Origin of the sequence: Streptomyces canus (assembly GCF_030815415.1) — a bacterium.
GTDB classification, from domain to species: domain Bacteria; phylum Actinomycetota; class Actinomycetes; order Streptomycetales; family Streptomycetaceae; genus Streptomyces; species Streptomyces canus_F.
In genome coordinates, this window is record NZ_JAUSWW010000001.1 from 6,413,816 (window position 1) to 6,432,044 (window position 18,229).

16 protein-coding genes are annotated in these 18,229 nt (G+C 70.2%); 7 read left to right on the forward strand and 9 right to left on the reverse strand.

Annotated elements, in window-relative coordinates; genetic code table 11:
* Positions 1 to 668: 668 nt before the first annotated feature.
* The 4 genes from QF037_RS29730 to QF037_RS29745 all read right to left on the reverse strand — a co-directional run bounded on the left by QF037_RS29730 (position 669) and on the right by QF037_RS29745 (position 4,382).
* A complete protein-coding gene (locus QF037_RS29730) occupies positions 669 to 2,888 on the reverse strand; it encodes a heavy metal translocating P-type ATPase (RefSeq protein WP_307030398.1) in 2,220 nt (739 codons plus the stop codon).
* 78 nt (positions 2,889 to 2,966) lie between these two features.
* Positions 2,967 to 3,206, reverse strand: a complete 240-nt coding sequence (locus QF037_RS29735; RefSeq protein WP_307030400.1) for a heavy-metal-associated domain-containing protein — start codon at positions 3,204 to 3,206, stop codon at positions 2,967 to 2,969.
* Between the two features lie 39 nt (positions 3,207 to 3,245).
* Positions 3,246 to 3,656: a PrsW family glutamic-type intramembrane protease gene (locus tag QF037_RS29740; RefSeq protein ID WP_307037433.1), complete on the reverse strand. Its 411-nt coding sequence runs from the start codon at positions 3,654 to 3,656 to the stop codon at positions 3,246 to 3,248.
* A 60-nt stretch (positions 3,657 to 3,716) separates the two neighbouring features.
* Positions 3,717 to 4,382, reverse strand: a complete 666-nt coding sequence (locus tag QF037_RS29745) for a TetR/AcrR family transcriptional regulator (protein WP_307030402.1) — start codon at positions 4,380 to 4,382, stop codon at positions 3,717 to 3,719.
* Positions 4,383 to 4,525: 143 nt separating this feature from the next.
* On the opposite strand from QF037_RS29745, the gene QF037_RS29750 reads away from it, so the two are divergent.
* Together QF037_RS29750 and QF037_RS29755 are read left to right on the forward strand one after the other, a co-directional pair.
* Positions 4,526 to 6,802, forward strand: a complete 2,277-nt coding sequence (locus tag QF037_RS29750; RefSeq protein WP_307030405.1) for an MMPL family transporter — start codon at positions 4,526 to 4,528, stop codon at positions 6,800 to 6,802.
* Positions 6,771 to 7,814, forward strand: a complete 1,044-nt coding sequence (locus QF037_RS29755; protein WP_307037435.1) for a zinc-dependent alcohol dehydrogenase family protein — start codon at positions 6,771 to 6,773, stop codon at positions 7,812 to 7,814. The genes QF037_RS29750 and QF037_RS29755 overlap by 32 nt, the downstream gene beginning before the upstream one ends.
* Here the strand turns inward: QF037_RS29755 and QF037_RS29760 are convergent.
* From QF037_RS29760 to QF037_RS29775, 4 genes are all read right to left on the reverse strand, one after another.
* Positions 7,795 to 8,361: a GNAT family N-acetyltransferase gene (locus QF037_RS29760; RefSeq protein WP_307030407.1), complete on the reverse strand. Its 567-nt coding sequence runs from the start codon at positions 8,359 to 8,361 to the stop codon at positions 7,795 to 7,797. The two genes, QF037_RS29755 and QF037_RS29760, sit on opposite strands and share 20 nt — an antisense overlap.
* Positions 8,362 to 8,479: 118 nt before the next feature.
* Positions 8,480 to 8,680 (reverse strand): helix-turn-helix transcriptional regulator, encoded by a 201-nt coding sequence (locus tag QF037_RS29765; protein ID WP_307030409.1) that lies wholly within the window; start codon positions 8,678 to 8,680, stop codon positions 8,480 to 8,482.
* A 321-nt stretch (positions 8,681 to 9,001) separates the two neighbouring features.
* A complete protein-coding gene (locus QF037_RS29770) occupies positions 9,002 to 9,826 on the reverse strand; it encodes a helix-turn-helix transcriptional regulator (protein ID WP_307030411.1) in 825 nt (274 codons plus the stop codon).
* A 201-nt stretch (positions 9,827 to 10,027) separates the two neighbouring features.
* The gene (locus QF037_RS29775) at positions 10,028 to 10,945 is read right to left on the reverse strand and encodes a sugar phosphate isomerase/epimerase family protein (RefSeq protein ID WP_307030414.1); all 918 of its coding nucleotides are present in this window, start codon (positions 10,943 to 10,945) and stop codon (positions 10,028 to 10,030) included.
* Positions 10,946 to 11,070: 125 nt separating this feature from the next.
* On the opposite strand from QF037_RS29775, the gene iolC reads away from it, so the two are divergent.
* Genes iolC through mmsA form a run of 5 tightly spaced genes read left to right on the forward strand, consistent with a single transcriptional unit; the run spans position 11,071 to position 17,134 of the window.
* Positions 11,071 to 12,039 carry a 5-dehydro-2-deoxygluconokinase gene (gene iolC, locus QF037_RS29780; RefSeq protein WP_307030416.1) on the forward strand — a complete coding sequence of 323 codons (969 nt, stop codon included), beginning with the start codon at positions 11,071 to 11,073 and terminating at the stop codon, positions 12,037 to 12,039.
* On the forward strand, positions 12,036 to 12,917 hold the full coding sequence (locus QF037_RS29785) for a Cgl0159 family (beta/alpha)8-fold protein (RefSeq protein WP_307030418.1): 882 nt from the start codon (positions 12,036 to 12,038) through the stop codon (positions 12,915 to 12,917). The genes iolC and QF037_RS29785 overlap by 4 nt, the downstream gene beginning before the upstream one ends.
* 7 nt (positions 12,918 to 12,924) lie before the next feature.
* Positions 12,925 to 13,737, forward strand: a complete 813-nt coding sequence (gene iolB / locus QF037_RS29790) for a 5-deoxy-glucuronate isomerase (protein WP_307030421.1) — start codon at positions 12,925 to 12,927, stop codon at positions 13,735 to 13,737.
* Positions 13,734 to 15,617: a 3D-(3,5/4)-trihydroxycyclohexane-1,2-dione acylhydrolase (decyclizing) gene (gene iolD / locus QF037_RS29795; RefSeq protein WP_307030423.1), complete on the forward strand. Its 1,884-nt coding sequence runs from the start codon at positions 13,734 to 13,736 to the stop codon at positions 15,615 to 15,617. Before iolB ends, iolD begins: the two co-directional genes overlap by 4 nt.
* A gap of 14 nt (positions 15,618 to 15,631) precedes the next feature.
* Positions 15,632 to 17,134, forward strand: a complete 1,503-nt coding sequence (mmsA, locus tag QF037_RS29800; RefSeq protein ID WP_307030425.1) for a CoA-acylating methylmalonate-semialdehyde dehydrogenase — start codon at positions 15,632 to 15,634, stop codon at positions 17,132 to 17,134.
* Between the two features lie 61 nt (positions 17,135 to 17,195).
* On the opposite strand, the gene QF037_RS29805 is transcribed toward mmsA, so the two are convergent.
* Entirely contained in the window at positions 17,196 to 18,029 is an 834-nt protein-coding gene (locus QF037_RS29805; RefSeq protein ID WP_307030426.1) for a hypothetical protein, read from the reverse strand.
* Positions 18,030 to 18,229 lie beyond the last annotated feature (200 nt).

The following is an 18,229-nucleotide window of genomic DNA, read 5'->3' on the forward strand; positions in this document are numbered from 1 at the left end:
GCTTGATGGGTGCCCCCGCCGGTGGAAGCGCATGACTCGGCTTCGCAGTCGCCCACGTCCCCGCTGGTGAGGCGTGACGTCGCAGGGCCCCGTAACACCTGATGAAGGTGTGCGGGGCCTTCGTGTGTCCGGTGTTCGTGCGTGAGCTCACATAGGAGAAGGCGCCCCAGCGCCAGTCCCCCCACGGGCCGACGACCAGGGCGCCTTCCCATGTCCCGGTGCGGATTCCCCCCACGGGATCCGGCCGGGCGTCTGAGAGACCAGCGCCTGAATTCGCTGTCTTTCGGTATTGCCTGGTACTGCGGTTGAGCAGAACGAGCAAAACTCGCCGTACTACTCCAGTGTGCGATCTGCCGGGACAGCGCACGGTCGGGAGGGCCGCTCAAAGCTTCCCGAAGTGCGTGCCCCGGCAACGCATCTCTGAGGAAGTCCCCCAAGACATCCTCAGATGCCAGAACGCGCCCCCCAAGACGCGGCCTGACATCGTCAACTTAGACCTTCGAACCCCTTCGATGGTTACCTTCACATCACTGTGATCTGCGTCTCTTGCATTTGTCCGTTAGGTACGCAAGAGGGCCGATACGGCGATCGAGGCCCAAGCGTAAGGATGATGCGCGAGCCTTGTGAAGAGCTTATGTGAGTGTCGCGCCGGACTCCAGAGGGGCCCCTCAACGGAATGCGCGCAGACGCAGGCTGTTCGTCACCACGAAGACCGAGGAGAAGGCCATGGCGGCCCCCGCGATCATCGGGTTCAGAAGCCCCGCGGCGGCCAGCGGCAGCGCCGCCACGTTGTAGCCGAACGCCCACACGAGATTGCCCTTGATCGTCGCCAGCGTCCGCCGCGACAGCCTGATCGCGTCGACGGCCACCCGAAGATCCCCGCGCACCAGCGTCAGATCACTCGCCTCGATCGCCGCGTCCGTCCCCGTCCCCATGGCGAGCCCCAGGTCCGCCGTGGCGAGCGCGGCCGCGTCGTTGACCCCGTCCCCGACCATGGCCACGACCCGTCCCTCGGCCCGCAACCGCCGTACGACGTCGACCTTGTCCTCGGGCAGCACCTCGGCGACGACCCGCTCGATCCCGACCTGCGCGGCCACCGCCTCCGCCACCGCCCGGTTGTCCCCGGTCAGCAGCACCGGCGTCAGCCCCAGTGCCCGCAGCTCCCGCACCGCCTCGGCACTCGTCTCCTTCACCGCGTCCGCGACGGCCACGACACCCCGTGCCACCCCGTCCCAGCCGACCACCACGGCCGTACGCCCGCCGCTCTCGGCCTCTTCCTTGATCCGGGCCAACTCCTGCGGCAGGACGTCGTGGAGGCGCCCCACGGCAACGTCACGGCCCTCCACGCGCCCACGCACGCCCCGGCCGGGCACGTTCTCGAACCCCTCGACCTCCGGCAGCGGCCCGACCCGCTCCTCGGCACCGGCCGCGACCGCCCGGGCGACGGGGTGCTCGGAGGCGTGCTCCAGGGCGCCCGCGAGCCGCAGCACCTGCTTCTCGTCGGTGCCCTCGACGGCGTAGACCTCCTGGAGGGTCATGCGTCCGGTGGTCACCGTGCCGGTCTTGTCGAGTACGACGGTGTCGACCCGGCGCGTGGACTCCAGCACCTCGGGCCCCTTGATGAGGATGCCCAGCTGCGCCCCGCGGCCCGTCCCGACCATCAGCGCGGTCGGCGTGGCCAGTCCCAGCGCGCACGGACAGGCGATGATCAGCACGGCGACGGCCGCGGTGAACGCGGCGACGGTGTCCCCGGTGAGGCCCAGCCAGGCCCCGAAGGTGGCGACGGCGATCAGGATGACGGCCGGCACGAACACGGCGGAGATCCGGTCGGCGAGCCGCTGCACCTCGGCCTTGCCGTTCTGTGCCTCCTCGACGAGCTTCGCCATCCGCGCGAGCTGCGTGTCGGCGCCCACGCGCGTGGCCGCCACGACGAGCCGCCCGCCGACGTTCACGGTCGCGCCCGCGACGGCGGACCCCACCGTCACGTCCACCGGCACCGACTCCCCGGTCAGCATCGACGCGTCCACCGCGGAGGCACCCTCGACGACGGTGCCGTCGGTGGCGACCTTCTCCCCGGGCCGTACGGCGAACCGGTCCCCGACCGTCAGCCGGCCCACCGGGATCCGCACCTCGCGCCCGTCCCGCAGCACGGCCACGTCCTTGGCGCCCAGCTCCATCAGCGCCCGCAGCGCCGCCCCCGCGCGCCGCTTGGAACGGGCCTCCAGATAGCGCCCGAGCAGGATGAACACGGTGACCCCTGCGGCCACTTCGAGATAGATGGTCGAGGCGCCCTGCGCGCGGGAGACGGTGAACGCGAACTCGTCCTTCATGCCCGCCATGCCGGCGTCCCCGAAGAACAGCGCCCACAGCGACCAGCCGAACGCGGCCAGGGTGCCCAGCGAGACCAGCGTGTCCATGGTGGCCGCGGCGTGCCGCGCGTTCGTCCAGGCGGCCTTGTGGAAGGGCAGCCCGCCCCAGACGACGACGGGGGAGGCGAGGGTGAGCGCGAGCCACTGCCAATTGTCGAACTGGAGGGCCGGGACCATCGAGAGCAGCACCACGGGGACGGCGAGCACGGCGGCGACGACGAGACGCTGCCGTAGCGACGTCAACTCCGGGTCCTCGTCCGCGGCTTCCTCCCGGGGCGGCGCCGGCTCCTGTGCCGTGTACCCGGTCTTCACCACCGTGGCGATCAGATCGGCGACCCCGACGCCCTCGGCGAAGGTGACCTTCGCCTTCTCGGTGGCGTAGTTCACCGTGGCGGTGACCCCGTCCATCCGGTTGAGCTTCTTCTCCACACGAGCCGCGCAGGAGGCACAGGTCATCCCGCCGATGAGGAGCTCGACTTCGGAGGCGGTCGGCGTTATCGGGGTCTCGGTGGTGGTCATGCCGTACTCCAGGAAACGGGCCGGGCCGTGCGGGACCAGTCTCAACCGGTCGGCACGGCCCTTGGTGAGGGGGTGGGGTCAGGCCTTGCCGACGAGCTCGAACCCAGCCTCGTCCACGGCCGCGCGCACCGCCTCCTCGTCGAGCGGGGCCTGCGACACGACCGTGACCTCACCGGTCGACGCGACGGCCTTCACCGACGTCACCCCCGCGATCTCGGAGAGCTCGCCGGACACGGAACCCTCGCAGTGTCCACAGCTCATCCCGCTCACCTTGTAGACGGTGGTGACGGAACCCTGGGTGTCGGTCTGGGCGCTCATGTCGTTCTCCTCGTCGAGGGATGTGGGCCGTTACCCACATTATACCCCTAGGGGGTATTTCTCCAAGAAGGGTCCCGCCGCGTCGGCGCCCGGACCCACGCGACGCCGAAAAGGGCACGAGCACCAGGCGAACAGCTCCCTGTCCGGACGGGTGCTCGCCGGCCGCGCCATCAACCACAGCACGATGCCGTGTGTCGAGTCCCACAGGGCGTGCGGCGGCGAGACGCCGACGAGCGTGCCGATCACGGGCCCGGCGAAGGGGAAGCGCCCGTTCGTGGAGACCGCGGCGTTGCAGGCGTATCCCGCGCTCTCCAGGGCCGCTGAGCCGAATCCGACGGTCACGCCGAGGACGAGTCCGGCCCGCATGCCGCGCGTGCCGCCCGTCAGGAAGCAGCCGAGGATCACACTGACGCCGAGGTCCCGGCCGTGCCGCTCGTACGCCCACGGCATGAAGGTCACCGGCGCCGGAAAGCTGCCGAGCGGGATCAGGGGTGGGGTCGGGGGAGGCGGTCAGGGGCTCGGAGCCGTGGTGAGTCCGTCCGGCAGGCCGAGTCCGGCTCCCACGAGCGGGTCGAGATAGCGGACCAGGGCGTTTTTCAACTCCTGGACGTACGCGTCCCGTTCTGTGCCCTCGTGGGCGAGGATGAGCTCCAGGCCGGCCATGTACATCCCCAGTGCCATGTGCGCGACACGGGTGATCGCGCTCTGGGGCGCCGCGGGCATGAGCGAGCGGAGCAGGTTCTCGACGCGGGCGACGAGGGTCGTGTGCAGGGCGTCGTGCTGCTCGGCGATCCGGCCGGGGATGTCGGGGCCGTGCATCAGCGCGAAGAACACCGGGTGCCGGCAGTTGAAGTCGATGAACCGGTCGACGATGGTGCCGACCGCCTGCTCCAGCGGGGTCGTCGGGTCGACGGGCGCGAGCGCCTCGCCGTAGGTCTCCTGCATCTCGTGCACGAGCCGGCCGCCGAGCTCGACGGCGATCGCTTCCTTGTTCGGGAAGAACTGGTAGAGCGTGCCCGGTGAGACGCCCGCCTCCCGGGCGATGGCGTTGGTGCTCGCGGCCGTGTAGCCGGTCGTGCAGAAGACCGAGGCCGCGGCTTCGAGCAACTGTGCGATACGGCGTTCACCGCGGGCCTGGCGGCGGCGCGGCGGGTCCTTCTCCTCGTTCGCGGGCACGCGTTATCCCCAACTCTCCGAACAGGATTGACAACACGAGCGGTCGCTCGCATTCTGGAGAAACGCGAGCGATCTCTCGTGTTTGTCAGTCTATGGCAAGGCAATGGCAGATCCATGCTGCCCGGTGAAGGGGACACCGCACGATGACCGAAGTCGACAAGCCGCCGCGCACCGGGGGCTGGACCAAGCTCGTGACCGCCCGACCTCGGTTGTCGCTGTTCGCGGCCCTCGTGCTCACCGTGCTCGCCGTGCTGGCCGGCAGCGGTGTCGCCGACCGCATGGGCGCCGGCGGCTGGGAGGACCCGGACGCCGAGTCCACGTACGCGACCAAGGCGCTGGAGCGCGAGTTCCCGGACTCCCAGCCCAACCTCCTGCTCCTGGTCGACGCGGGAAGCGCCTCGGTGGACGACCCGGCGGTCGCGGCCGAGGCCGAGCGGCTGACGGAGCGGCTGGCGGGCGAGGAGGGCGTGACGGGCGTCGGCTCCTACTGGGCCACCGGCGCCCCGGCCCTGCGCGCGGAGGACGGCCATGAGGCGCTGATCGCCGCCCGCATCACGGGCGACGAGAAGGTGATGGGCAAGACCCTGGATCGCCTCGCCCCCTCGTTCCGCGGTGCGCACGGCCCGGTGGAGGTGACGATCGGCGGCCCGGTCGCCGTGCGGCACGAGATGCAGACGATCATCCAGGAGGACCTCACCCGGGCCGAGCTGATCGCCCTGCCGGTGACGCTCGTCCTGCTGGTGATGGTCTTCGGCAGCGCGGTCGCCGCCCTGCTGCCCCTCGGCATCGGCATCGTGGCGATCCTGGGCACCAACGCGGTGCTGCGCGGCCTGACCGAGTTCACCGACGTCTCGGTCTTCGCGATGAACCTCACCACGGCCCTCGGCCTCGGCCTCGCCATCGACTACGCCCTGTTCATCGTCCGCCGCTTCCGCGAGGAACTGTCCGCCGGCGCCGACCCGTCGACCGCGGTCGGCACCACCCTGCGCACGGCCGGCCGCACGGTCCTCTTCTCGGCCCTCACGGTCGCGGTCTCCCTGGCGGCGATGCTGCTCTTCCCGCAGTACTTCCTGCGCTCTTTCGCCTACGCCGGCATCGCGGTCGTCCTGCTGGCCGCGGCGGCCGCACTGATCCTGCTCCCGGCGGCGCTGGTCCTGCTGGGAGAGCGGGTCGACTCCTGGGACCTGCGGCGCCTGTTCCGCCGCGCGCGGCCCGCCCGGGAAGGTACGGCCTGGGCCCGCGCGGCGACACTCGTGATGCGCCGGGCTCCCTTCTTCGCCCTCGGCACCACCGCGGTCCTCGTCCTGCTCGGACTCCCCTTCCTGGGCGTGAGGTTCGGCACCGCCGACGACCGCCAACTGCCCTCGACCGCCGAGTCCCATGTCGTGCAGCAGCACATCAGGGACGGTTTCCCGGGCAGCCCCGGCGGTGGCCTGGAAGTCCTGGCGGAGGGCCGCGCGAGCGAAGCCCAGTACGCCGCGTACAAGGAGCGGATCGCCGAGCTCCCCGGGGTACTGAGGGTCGACGGCCCCCTGGTGAACGGCGAGTCGGCGTACTTTACGGTGCAGCCGAAGGGCGAGGCGGTCGACGACGCGGCTCAGCGTCTCGTGGGCGAACTGCGCTCCACGGACGCCCCCTTCGACACCAGCGTGACCGGTACCGCGGCCGTCCTGGTCGACTCCAAGGACGCGATAGCCGAGCAACTTCCCTGGGCGGCCGCCTTCATAGTGATCGTCACCCTGCTCCTGGTCTTCCTCCTGACCGGCAGCGTGCTGATACCGATCCAGGCGGTGGTGCTCAACGCGCTCAGTCTGACGGCCATGTTCGGCGCGGTGGTCTGGGTCTTCCAGGACGGCCACCTCTCCGGCCCGCTGGGCTTCACCAGCCCCGGCTCGATCGAGACGACCCTCCCGGTCCTGATGTTCTGTGTGGCCTTCGGCCTCTCCATGGACTACGGCGTCTTCCTCCTCTCCCGCATCAAGGAGGAGTACGACACGACAGGCGACCACAACGAGGCGGTCCGCCACGGCCTCCAGCGCACGGGCGGCTTGATCACGGCGGCGGCGGTGATCCTGGCTGTGGTCATGGTCGCGATCGGCACGTCACGGGTGACGAACACCAAGATGCTGGGCCTCGGCATCGCGTTGGCGGTGGTGATGGACGCGATGATCGTGCGAAGCCTGCTGGTCCCGGCGGTGATGAAGCTGACGGGAAGGGCGACGTGGTGGGCACCAGGACCGTTGCGGAGGTTCCACGGGCGGTTCGGATTGAGCGAGGGCGGGGAAGCGCGCGCCGACAGGGGCGCGGGGCTGTATCGATCTGCGGCTCCGCCGCGGGGCGCGACCAGCCACGATGTACCCGTAGACGAAAACGGCGATGGGATGGCAGATGCGAGCGGTGGTCTTCGAGCAATACGGTGAGCCCGCCGAGGTACGGGATCTGCCCGACCCCCGCCCAGCACCCCACGGAGTCGTCGTACGTGTAGAAGCCACCGGCCTCTGCCGAAGCGACTGGCACGGCTGGCAGGGCCACGACCCGGACATCACCCTCCCCCACGTACCCGGCCACGAACTCGCCGGTGTCGTGGAAGCAGTCGGCACCGCGGTCACCGCCTGGCGCCCCGGCGAGAGAGTGACCGTCCCCTTCGTCTGCGCCTGCGGCACCTGCGCGACCTGCGCCGCCGGCGACCACCAGATCTGCCCGCACCAGACCCAGCCGGGCTTCACCCACTGGGGTTCGTTCGCCCAGTACGTGGCCCTGGACCACGCCGACGTGAACCTCGTGGCGATCCCCGACGACCTCTCCTACGCCACGGCCGCAGCGCTCGGCTGCCGTTTCGCCACGGCGTTCCGCGCGGTCGTGCAACAGGGAAGGGTCGCTGCGGGGGAGTGGGTCGCGGTGCACGGCTGCGGCGGGGTGGGCCTGTCGGCGGTGATGATCGCGGCGGCGTCGGGGGCGAGGGTGGTGGCGGTGGACGTGTCCCCGCAGGCGCTCGACCTGGCACGCAAGTTCGGCGCGGCGCAGTGCGTGGACGCGTCGAAGGCCGGTGACGCGGGGGCGGCGGTCCGCGAGCTGACCGGCGGCGGCGCCCATCTGTCGCTGGACGCGCTCGGCTCGCCCGCCACCTGCGCGGCCTCGGTCGACTCGCTGCGCCGCCGGGGCCGGCACGTCCAGGTCGGCCTGCTGCCCTCACCCACCGGCACGACCCCGGTTCCGATGGCCCGCGTGATCGCCCTGGAGCTCGAACTGCTCGGCAGCCACGGCATGGCCGCGCACACCTACCCGCCGATGCTGGAGCTGGTCCGGGCGGGCGTGCTGCGGCCCGATCTGCTGGTGACGTCCTCGATCGACCTGGACGCGACACCCGCCGCGCTGGCCGCGATGGGCACGGCACCGGGGGCGGGGGTGACGGTCATCGAGCCGTGGCGGTGAGGGCGGCCCAGTCGCGGTCGAGGATGCCCATGACGACTTCGTCGACCCATGCGCCGTGCTTGAACTCGGTCTCCCGCCGGAGCCCCTCCCGTACGAACCCGGCCTTCTCGTACACGCGCAGGGCCCGGTGGTTGAAGGCGTATGCCTCCAGCTGGATCCGGTGCAGACCGAGTCGCTCGAAGCCGTACCCGACGACGAGCCGGGTCGCCTCCGTGCCGATGCCCCGGCCGCGTCCCCGCGGGCCGATGAGCGTGCGGAAGGTGCAGCTGCGGGCGCCGGGGTCCCACTCGTACAGCACGACCTCGCCGACGAGTTCACCGGTGGCGGCGTCGGTGACGGCGAGGTCGAGGCGGTCTGGCTGAGCGCTGCGGGAGCCGTACCAGTCCCGCAGCCGCTCCGGGGTGATTTCGTCGGGCGGGTCGCCCGTGAAGTGGGTGACCTCCGCGTCGCCGATGATCTCCCACATGCCCTCTGCGTCCGCCTCCGTGAACGGGCGCAGCACGGTCTTCTCGCCGGTGAGGACAGGTTTGACAGAGAAGTCGCTCATGGGGCGACTGTGTCAGAGGCGACCTCCTTCCGGCCTGCGATTTTCGAGACCGCCGGCACCACGAAAAGGGGTGCCGGCGAGCCGTACGCAGGCACCCTTCGACACGACGGGAGGTGTCTCAGTCCTCTCTGCGCCCACGGTTGCCGGGGCGCGCGGCGACCCACCTGCGGACGGTGTCCGCGTACCAGAACGGCTTGCCGCCCTCGACATGGTCGGGCGGCGGAAGCAGCCCGTGCTTGCGGTACGACCGCACGGTGTCCGGCTGCACCCGGATGTGCGCCGCGATCTCCTTGTACGACCAGAGCCTTCGGTCGGTCATGAGTGGCACCTCCTCGCGCGCGCCGCGGCGGCGGCCGGGAACGGCCGTCGGGGGTACCGGGCGCTGCGCTGGCGATCACAAAGCCTGCGCCCGGTGAACGACGCTGAGTGACTGCAAGTCAGGGCCTGTGTACCGCGTGTGACGCAAGGCCCGCGTACACGCGACATGTGTGACACGAAGGGGGCATTTGTGACGTGAGTGCAGCAAAGGAGTACGCGGGCCTATGGGCGGGGCGCGTTGACATCGGCACGCGGATCGTTCCTCATGGCGTGCGGCCGGACGCGAGCGCAAGGGCGGGCCGGAGCGGCTCAGCACCGGAGGTCACAGGCTGCATTCAGCCAACACCGCCGGTCCTGGAAAATCCGCACCGCCACCCGGTGTGAGCACCAGACTCGTCGCCTCACCCGTCATCCGGTCACCGTCGGGCACCCCGCCCGGCCCGCGCCGCGCCGGCGTGAACTCCCGCGGTGTGCACCCGGTCATCGCCTTGAACTCACCGCTGAGATGGGCCTGGTCGTCGTACCCGCACACCGCCGCGGTCTCCGTCTGCCCCGGCCCCGCCGCCAGCAGCCGCCGAGCCCCCTGCAACCGCAGCACCCGGCCCGCCGCCTTGGGCCCGATCCCGATCTGCTCCCGGAACCGGCTCTCCAGCTGCCGCACACTCCACCCGACCTCCTCGGCAAGCCGCGGCACCGGCATCACACCCCCGCTCCGCACCAACTCCGCCCACGCTCGCACGACTCGGTCCGAACAGGGCGTACCGGCCGCGAACCACCGCGCGAACACCTCGTCCAGCAGCTCGAACCGTGACTCCCACGACGGCAACGCGGCCAGGGCGGAAGCGAGTTCACCGACCCGGTGGGACAAGGCATGCGGCAACTCGTCCGGATCGACGGTCCGATCGGCGAGCTCGTGCTGCGGCGTCCCGAAGAGCGCGAAGGCCGCCCAGGGTGCCAACAACACCTCGATGCCGGAGAGTCGTCCCTTGTGCTCTCCGACGGCGGAGGTCGTCGTGGGCCCGCAGAACACGGACGCAAGGGTGTCAGGGGCGCGTCCCGCGCGGGAGATCCGTACGGGTTCCTCGAACCCGAGCAGCAGCGTGGCCGCCCCGATGGGCGCCTCCAACCGCCGCCGGGGCCCCTTCATGGCGACCCGAACCCCGCGATAGCTGATGATCGCGGGCCGCACCCGAGGATGAGGCGCGGCAAACGGCGAACTCCTAGGTCCCAGTGGGCGAATATCCGTTCAGGACACGCACGGCACGAGTCATCCGGCCATGCTGCAACATGCCCAGGGGCGCGGGGAACTGCGCGACCAGCCCCCACGCCCCCGCGGACGGAAAACTGCTTACGCCCCGCAGGACCTCAAGAACGCCCGAGTCCGCTGAGCAATGGGCAACGGCTTGTCCGGCTCACACGGATACATGTCCTGCTCGACGATCGCGAACAGATCCACATCCAGCTTGCCCGCCGCCTCCAGCACCGGCCCCAGCGCAGGCACCCCCGTCGGCGGCTCACACATCACACCCTGCGCCACCGCGGGCCCGAACGGCGTCCCCTTGGCCCGCACGTCCGCGAGGATCTCCGGATCCACCTGCTTGAGATGCAGATACCCGATCCGCGACCCGTACGTCTCGATCAGCTTGACGCTGTCCCCACCGCAGTACGCGTAGTGCCCGGTGTCCAGACACAGCGACACGAGCGAGGAGTCGGTCCCGTCCAGGAACCGGACGACATTCGACTCACTGTCGATGTGCGTGTCGGCGTGCGGATGGACGACGATCCGGAGCCCGTACTCCTCCCGCACCCGCTGCCCAAGACGCTCGGTCAACGAGGTGAGATTGCGCCACTGCTCCGGCGTCAGGGTGTCGGACTCCAGCACCTCACCGGTCTTGTCGTCCCGCCAGAAGGACGGGATGACCACGAGGTGCTTCGCCCCCATCGCCTGCGCCAGCACCGCGTTGTCCGCGACATGCGCCCAGGTCTTCTCCCACACGGCCTCGCCATGATGCAGGCCGGTGAAGACGGTGCCGGCGGACACTTTCAGGCCCCGGCGGTTCACCTCCTCGGTGAGGACCGCGGGATCGGTCGGCAGATACCCGTACGGGCCCAGCTCGATCCACTCGTAACCGGAGCCGGCCACCTCGTCGAGGAAGCGCTGCCAGGGGACCTGCTGGGGGTCGTCGGGGAACCACACACCCCAGGAGTCGGGAGCCGACCCGATCCGGATGCGCGACAGTGAGGGCTGAGGTGACAACGACGTCATGCCGGTCAGCTTCCGTTCGAGCAGTAAGCGCTGTCAAGGTCTCGTCCGAATGTCTGGACAAAACATTGACAGGGCTCGGGATCCGAGGCTAGAAATCCGGGGAGAGCCGATACGAAGGGAACTCGATGGCGTACGACCTGATCACCATGGGGCGGATCGGAGTAGACATCTATCCGCTGCAGACGGGCGTCCCGCTGCCGGAGGTGGAGTCCTTCGGCAAGTTCCTCGGCGGCTCGGCCACCAACGTCGCGGTCGCCGCCGCCCGCCTGGGACGCCGCACCGCGGTGATCACACGCACCGGCGACGACCCCTTCGGGACCTATCTCCACCAGGCGCTGAAGGACTTCGGCGTCGACGACCGCTGGGTCACCCCGGTTCCGGGCCTGCCCACCCCGGTCGTCTTCTGCGAGATCTTCCCGCCCGACGACTTCCCGCTGTACTTCTACCGGGAGCCCAAGGCCCCGGACCTGGAGATCGACGCCCACGAGCTCGACCTCGACGCCATCCGGGACGCCGGTATCTTCTGGGTCACCGGCACCGGCCTGAGCGAGGAGCCCAGCCGTACGGCGACGCTGGCGGCCCTCGCCCACCGCGCCAAGGCGGGCCTCACGGTCTTCGACCTCGACTGGCGCCCCATGTTCTGGAATGACACAGCCTGGAAGGACCCCGCTGACAGGGCCCGCCCCTTCTACGAGGAGGCCCTGCGGCACACCACCGTCGCGGTCGGCAACCTCGACGAGGTGGAGGTCGCGACAGGCGTCCGCGAACCCCGCGCGGCGGCTCAGGCGCTGCTGGACGCCGGTGTCGAACTCGCCGTGGTCAAGCAGGGCCCCAAGGGTGTCCTCGCCGTCAACAGCAAGGGCGAGGAAGCCGAGGTCCCGCCCCTGCCCGTCACCGTCCTCAACGGCCTCGGCGCCGGCGACGCCTTCGGCGGCTCGCTCTGCCACGGCCTCCTCGAAGGCTGGGACCTGGAGAAGATCATGCGGCACGCCAACGCGGCCGGTGCCATCGTCGCCTCCCGACTGGAGTGCAGCTCGGCGATGCCCACACCGGACGAGGTCGAGGCCGCGATCAGCGCGGGGGCCGTCAAGTGACCGTCGACGTCTCCGAACTCGTCCGTCTGCGCACCCGCCACCCCGAGGCGATCGCTGAGGCCGCCGCCCGCCGGGTCCGCCGGCCGCTGCTCGGCGCGAACGACCGCCTGATGATCGTCGCCGCCGACCACCCGGCCCGCGGCGCCCTCGGCGTCGGCGACCGCAAGTTCGCCATGGCCAACCGCGCCGACCTGCTCGAACGCCTGGTCCTGGCGCTGTCCCGGCCCGGCGTCGACGGCGTCCTCGCCACCGCCGACATCCTCGACGACCTACTGCTGCTCGGCGCCCTCGACGGCAAGGTCGTCATGGGATCGATGAACCGCGGCGGTCTCCAGGGCGCCAGCTTCGAACTCGACGACCGCTTCACCGGCCACCGCGCCGAGGACATACAGCGGCTCGGCTTCGACGCCGGCAAGCTGCTCCTGCGGATCGACTACGCCGACGCGGGCTCCCTCACCACCATGGAGTCCACCGCCCGCGCGATCGACGACATGGCCGCACGGCGACTCCCGGTCTTCGTCGAGCCGTTCATCAGCAGCCGCACGGACGAGGGCAAGGTGCGCAACGACCTCTCCGCCGAGGCCGTCACCAAGTCCATCGCCATCGCCTCGGGCCTGGGCGGCAGTTCGGCCTACACCTGGCTGAAGGTCCCCGTCACCGACAACCCCGACGACATGGCCGAGGTCATGGCCACCTCCACCTTGCCCGCCGTGCTGCTGGGCGGCGAGGTGGGCGACGACCAGGACGGCGCGTACGAGAAGTGGCGCGGGGCGCTGCAACTCCCCACCGTCCGGGGCCTGGTGGTCGGCCGTTCGCTGCTCTACCCGGCGGACGGGGACGTGGCCGCCGCCGTGGACACCGCCGTAGGACTGCTGTGAGGGCCGCATGAGCATCGAGTTGTACGTTCCCCAGGGATCCTCGACCAACGCCCTGTACACCGTGGACATCGACCCCAAGCGGGCCGGCTGGACCTACTGCAGTCTGCGGATCGTCACGCTGGAGCCGGGTGGCACGCACACCTTCACCACCGGCGACAGCGAGTGGATCGTCCTTCCGCTGGAAGGCGGATGTACCGTACAAACAGAAGAAAACGAGTTCCAACTCCTGGGCAGGGAAAGCGTGTTCGCGTCGGTCTCCGACTTCGCGTACGTTCCCCGCGACGCCCGGGCAACGATCGCCTCCGGCGCGGGAGGCCGCTTCGCCCTGGCAGGAGCGAAGTGCGAGCGACGACTCCCCGCCCGCTACGGCCCCGCGCCGGAGGTCCCCACCGAAGAGCGCGGCAGCGGCAACCGGCTGCGCCACGTCCGCAACTTCGCCTCCGCCGACGCCTTCGACTGCGACAAGCTCATCGCCGTCGAGGTCATCACCCCCGGCGGCAACTGGTCCTCGTACCCGCCCCACAAGCACGACGAGAACCGGCCCGGCGAGGAAGCGGAGCTGGAGGAGATCTACTACTTCGAGATCGACGGCCCGAACGGTTTCGGCTATCAGCGCGTATCTCCCTCCCGTGAGGGCGGATCGGACGTCCTCACGGAGGTCCGCTCCGGCGACGCCGTCCTCGTCCCCGACGGCTGGCACGGCCCGTCCATCGCCCAGCCCGACCACGACATGTACTACCTGAACGTCATGGCGGGACCGGGTCAGACGCGGGAGTGGCGGATCTGCTTCCACCCGGACCACACGGAGGGTTACCGATGACCTCAACGACGAGGCTCACGGTCGCGCAGGCACTCGTACGCTTCCTCGCCGCCCAGTACACGGAGCGCGACGGCGTACGGCAGCGGCTGATCGGCGCCACCTGGGGCATCTTCGGCCACGGCAACGTGGCCGGACTCGGCCAGGCGCTCATCGAGTACGGCGACGACATGCCGTACCACCAGGGCCGCAACGAGCAGTCGATGGTCCACGCGGCCATCGGCTACGCCCGCCAGTCCAACCGCCTGTCCACGCACGCCGTGACGACGTCGATCGGCCCCGGCGCGACCAACCTGGTCACCGGCGCCGCGCTCGCCACGATCAACCACCTCCCGGTCCTGCTCCTCCCCGGCGACACCTTCGCCACCCGCGTCGCCGACCCGGTCCTCCAGCAGCTGGAAGTCCCGTACGCGGGAGACATCAGCGTCAACGACAGCCTGCGCCCGGTGTCGAGGTACTTCGACCGCGTCACCCGGCCGGAGGCCCTGATCCCGGCGGCCCTCCAGGCGATGCGCGTCCTCACCGACCCGGTGGAGACGGGCGCGGTGACCCTCGCGCTCCCGCAGGACGTCCAGGCCGAGGCCTACGACTGGCCCGAGGAGTTCTTCGCCGAGCGCACCTGGGTCGTACGACGGCCGGGCGCGGACCCGACCGAACTCGCCGAGGCGGTCACGGCGATCCGGTCCGCGCGGCGCCCGCTGATCATCGCGGGCGGCGGCGTCCACCACAGCCGCGCGGCGGAGGCCCTCGCCGAGTTCGCGCAGACCACGGGCATCCCCGTCGCCTCCACCCAGGCCGGCAAGGGCTCGCTGCGCTGGGACCACCCCCAGGACGTCGGCGGCGTCGGCCACACCGGCACCGCGACCGCCAACGAACTCGCCCGCCAAGCCGACCTGGTGATAGGCGTCGGCACCCGCTACACCGACTTCACCACCGCCTCCCACACCCTGTTCTCGGGTGACGGCGTGCGCTTCCTCAACCTCAACATCGCCCCGTTCGACGGCCACAAGCTCGCCGGGCAGCCGCTGGTCGCGGACGCGAGCAGCTGCCTGGCCGAGCTGACCGCGGCCCTGCGGACGCACGACCACCGGGTCACGGAGTCGTACGCCGATGAGTACAGGCTCGACAAGGACCGCTGGGAGTACCGCGTCGACGCCGCCTACGAGGCCGACGAACCCGATGTCCGCCCGACCCAGCCGCAGGTCCTCGGCGCCCTGGACGCGATAGTCGACGAGTCGGACGTGATCATCAACGCGGCCGGCTCGCTCCCCGGCGACCTCCACAAGCTGTGGCGGGCACGCTCCCGGGACCAGTACCACCTGGAGTACGGCTACTCCTGCATGGGCTACGAGATCCCGGCCGCGATCGGCGTGAAGATGGCCGCCCCCGAGCGCAACGTCTGGGCGCTGGTCGGCGACGGCACGTACCTGATGATGCCGACCGAGATCGTGACCGCCGTCCAGGAGGGCGTCGCGATCAAGATGCTGCTCATCCAGAACCACGGGTACGCCTCGATCGGCGGGCTCTCCGAGTCGGTGGGCGGTGAGCGGTTCGGCACCGCCTACCGGTACCGGTCCGAGGACGGTACCTACACCGGGGCGCCGCTCCCGGTGGATCTGGCCGCCAACGCGGCCAGCCTGGGCATGCGCGTGCTGCGCGCGAAGACCGTGAGTGACCTGCGCGAGGCCCTCGCTCAGGCACGTGCGGCGGACATTCCCACATGTGTCTACGTCGAGACCGAAACGGCAGACACAGTGTCGGGCGCGCCTCCGGCGCAAGCCTGGTGGGATGTACCTGTGGCCGAGACCGCGACCCGACCGTCAGCGGTGAAGGCACGAGAGCTGTACGACCGGCACGTCTCTACCCGACGCCGCCATCTGTGAAGGAGCAACTGGGCATGACGAAGATCGTCAACCATTGGATCGGCGGCAAGACCGTCGAAGGCGCGTCGGGCAACTACGGGCCGGTCACCGACCCGGCGACCGGCGCGGTCACCACCAAGGTCGCGTTCGCCTCCGTGGAGGAGGTGGACTCCGCCGTCGCCGCCGCCAAGGACGCGTTCCAGACCTGGGGCACCTCCTCGCTGGCCAAGCGGACGACCATCCTGTTCAGGTTCCGGGCGCTCCTCGAGGCGAACCGGAACGCGATCGCGGAGCTGATCACCGCCGAGCACGGCAAGGTGCACAGCGACGCGCTGGGCGAGGTCGCGCGCGGCCTGGAGATCGTGGACCTGGCGTGCGGGATCACCGTGCAGCTGAAGGGCGAGCTGTCCACCGAGGTCGCCAGCCGCGTGGACGTGGCCTCGATCCGCCAGCCGCTCGGTGTCGTCGCGGGCATCACGCCGTTCAACTTCCCGGCGATGGTCCCGATGTGGATGTTCCCGATCGCCATCGCGACCGGCAACACCTTCGTGCTGAAGCCGTCGGAGAAGGACCCGTCGGCCTCCCTGAAGATCGCCGAGCTGCTGGCCGAGGCCGGTCTGCCCGACGGTGTCTTCAACGTCGTGCACGGCGACAAGGTGGCCGTGGACCGCCTCCTGGAGCACCCGGACGTCAAGGCCGTCTCCTTCGTCGGCTCGACCCCGATCGCCCGCTACATCCACACCACGGCCTCCGCGAACGGCAAGCGCGTCCAGGCCCTGGGCGGCGCCAAGAACCACATGCTGGTCCTCCCGGACGCCGACCTCGACGCGGCGGCGGACGCCGCGGTGAGCGCGGCATACGGTTCGGCGGGCGAGCGCTGCATGGCCATCTCGGCCGTGGTCGCGGTCGGTGCGATCGGCGACGAGCTGGTGGAGAAGATCCGCGAGCGCGCCGAGAAGATCAAGATCGGGCCCGGCAACGACCCGGCCTCCGAGATGGGCCCGCTCATCACGAAGGTCCACCGCGACAAGGTGGCGTCCTACGTCACCGGCGCCGCGGCCGAGGGCTGCGAGGTCGTCCTGGACGGCTCCGGCTTCACGGTCGAGGGCTTCGAGGACGGTCACTGGATCGGCATCTCGCTCCTCGACAAGGTGCCGACCACGGCGAAGGCGTACCAGGACGAGATCTTCGGCCCGGTGCTGACCGTGCTGCGCGTCGACACCTACGACGAGGGCATCGCCCTCATCAACGCCTCGCCGTTCGGCAACGGCACCGCGATCTTCACCCGGGACGGCGGCGCCGCCCGCCGCTTCCAGCTGGAGGTCGAGGCCGGCATGGTCGGCGTGAACGTCCCGATCCCGGTCCCCGTCGGCTACCACAGCTTCGGTGGCTGGAAGGACTCGCTCTTCGGCGACCACCACATCTACGGCAACGACGGCACGCACTTCTACACCCGCGGCAAGGTCGTCACCACCCGCTGGCCCGACCCGGCCGACGGCCCCTCGGGCGTCGACCTCGGCTTCCCGCGCAACCACTGAGCGACTGACTGAGCCCGGGCACCTTTCAGGTGCCCGGGCTCAGTCATGTCCACGGGAAGGCCTACTGCCCCTGCGCGTCCTTCAGCGCCTGGGTCATGTCGGCGGTCTCCGCGGCCGGCGGAGCCTTGACCTCGGCCGTGGCACCGAACTCGGAGAAGTCCATGGTGGCCGTGACCTTGCCCATCACCTGCTTCAGACGGACGGGCAGGTCCTTGTCGTTCACCCAGATCTCCATGGTGATGGAGTCCGCGCCGCCGGTCATCGAGCCCAGCAGGCTGTCCTTGTCGGTGTAGGCGTCCTTGAACTTGCCCATCTTCGACTGGTCGACCACGGCCCGGTAGTGGGTCGTCTTCTGCCCGTCGACGGTCTCCGAGCCGAGGTCCTTGACGTCATCGGCGTACTTGAGGCCCTTCATCGAGGCCGTCGGGTTGCCACCGCCGCCCCCGTTCATCGCCGCGGCGCCGTTCTCGCCGAACACGGCGGAGGCGTCGACCTTCATCCACTCCTTGCCCTTGAGCGGGCCGGAGGCCTGCGGGTCGACGTCGTAGTAGTACACGCCGTCGACGAGCAGACAGTGGATCGTCGGGTCGTCCTGCACGGTCTGCATCTGCGCGGCCGCGGTGTCCATCTGGACGTCGTAGGCGATGCCGTCGCCCCACGAGTACGTGCCGTCCATGGCTATCGGCGTGCCGGTGCCCAGGTCGGTCGTCATCTTGATCTCGGCCGAGCCGGTCTGTTCGGTGCGGTCGGTGGCCCGCGTGAGCGCCGCCATGATCGCGTCGGTCTTGTCGACCGCGTCGGCCGTCTGCTTCACGGACTCCGCGCCGCACGCCGACGTCGCGACGAGCGCCGCCGCCGTGAACCCCACCCAGGCAGCAGTGTGCCTCAGCTTCATGTTCCCCACCCGTTGCTGTGATTCGTATGTGAGTTCTGTGAGAAATGACTTTAGCGGGCCCCACCGACACCCCCGCGACGGGATTTTTTCGCCGCGGACGCTGCGGTTCCCGTACATCTCAAGGACGGGGAGGGGACAGCGTTTGGCTGCCGTATACGAGCGTGAAATGGCAGTTGATCTACTGATTCCGTAGCAAGCAA

Coding starts and splice junctions, on each gene's coding strand:
- QF037_RS29730 (WP_307030398.1), bottom strand. CDS start 2,888: ATGACCACCACCGAGACCCCGATAACGCCGACCGCCTCCGAAGTCGAG.
- QF037_RS29735 (WP_307030400.1), bottom strand. CDS start 3,206: ATGAGCGCCCAGACCGACACCCAGGGTTCCGTCACCACCGTCTACAAG.
- QF037_RS29740 (WP_307037433.1), bottom strand. CDS start 3,656: ATGCCGTGGGCGTACGAGCGGCACGGCCGGGACCTCGGCGTCAGTGTG.
- QF037_RS29750 (WP_307030405.1), top strand. CDS start 4,526: ATGACCGAAGTCGACAAGCCGCCGCGCACCGGGGGCTGGACCAAGCTC.
- QF037_RS29755 (WP_307037435.1), top strand. CDS start 6,771: ATGCGAGCGGTGGTCTTCGAGCAATACGGTGAGCCCGCCGAGGTACGG.
- QF037_RS29760 (WP_307030407.1), bottom strand. CDS start 8,361: ATGAGCGACTTCTCTGTCAAACCTGTCCTCACCGGCGAGAAGACCGTG.
- QF037_RS29765 (WP_307030409.1), bottom strand. CDS start 8,680: ATGACCGACCGAAGGCTCTGGTCGTACAAGGAGATCGCGGCGCACATC.
- QF037_RS29770 (WP_307030411.1), bottom strand. CDS start 9,826: ATGAAGGGGCCCCGGCGGCGGTTGGAGGCGCCCATCGGGGCGGCCACG.
- QF037_RS29775 (WP_307030414.1), bottom strand. CDS start 10,945: ATGACGTCGTTGTCACCTCAGCCCTCACTGTCGCGCATCCGGATCGGG.
- iolC (WP_307030416.1), top strand. CDS start 11,071: ATGGCGTACGACCTGATCACCATGGGGCGGATCGGAGTAGACATCTAT.
- iolB (WP_307030421.1), top strand. CDS start 12,925: ATGAGCATCGAGTTGTACGTTCCCCAGGGATCCTCGACCAACGCCCTG.
- iolD (WP_307030423.1), top strand. CDS start 13,734: ATGACCTCAACGACGAGGCTCACGGTCGCGCAGGCACTCGTACGCTTC.
- mmsA (WP_307030425.1), top strand. CDS start 15,632: ATGACGAAGATCGTCAACCATTGGATCGGCGGCAAGACCGTCGAAGGC.
- QF037_RS29805 (WP_307030426.1), bottom strand. CDS start 18,029: ATGAAGCTGAGGCACACTGCTGCCTGGGTGGGGTTCACGGCGGCGGCG.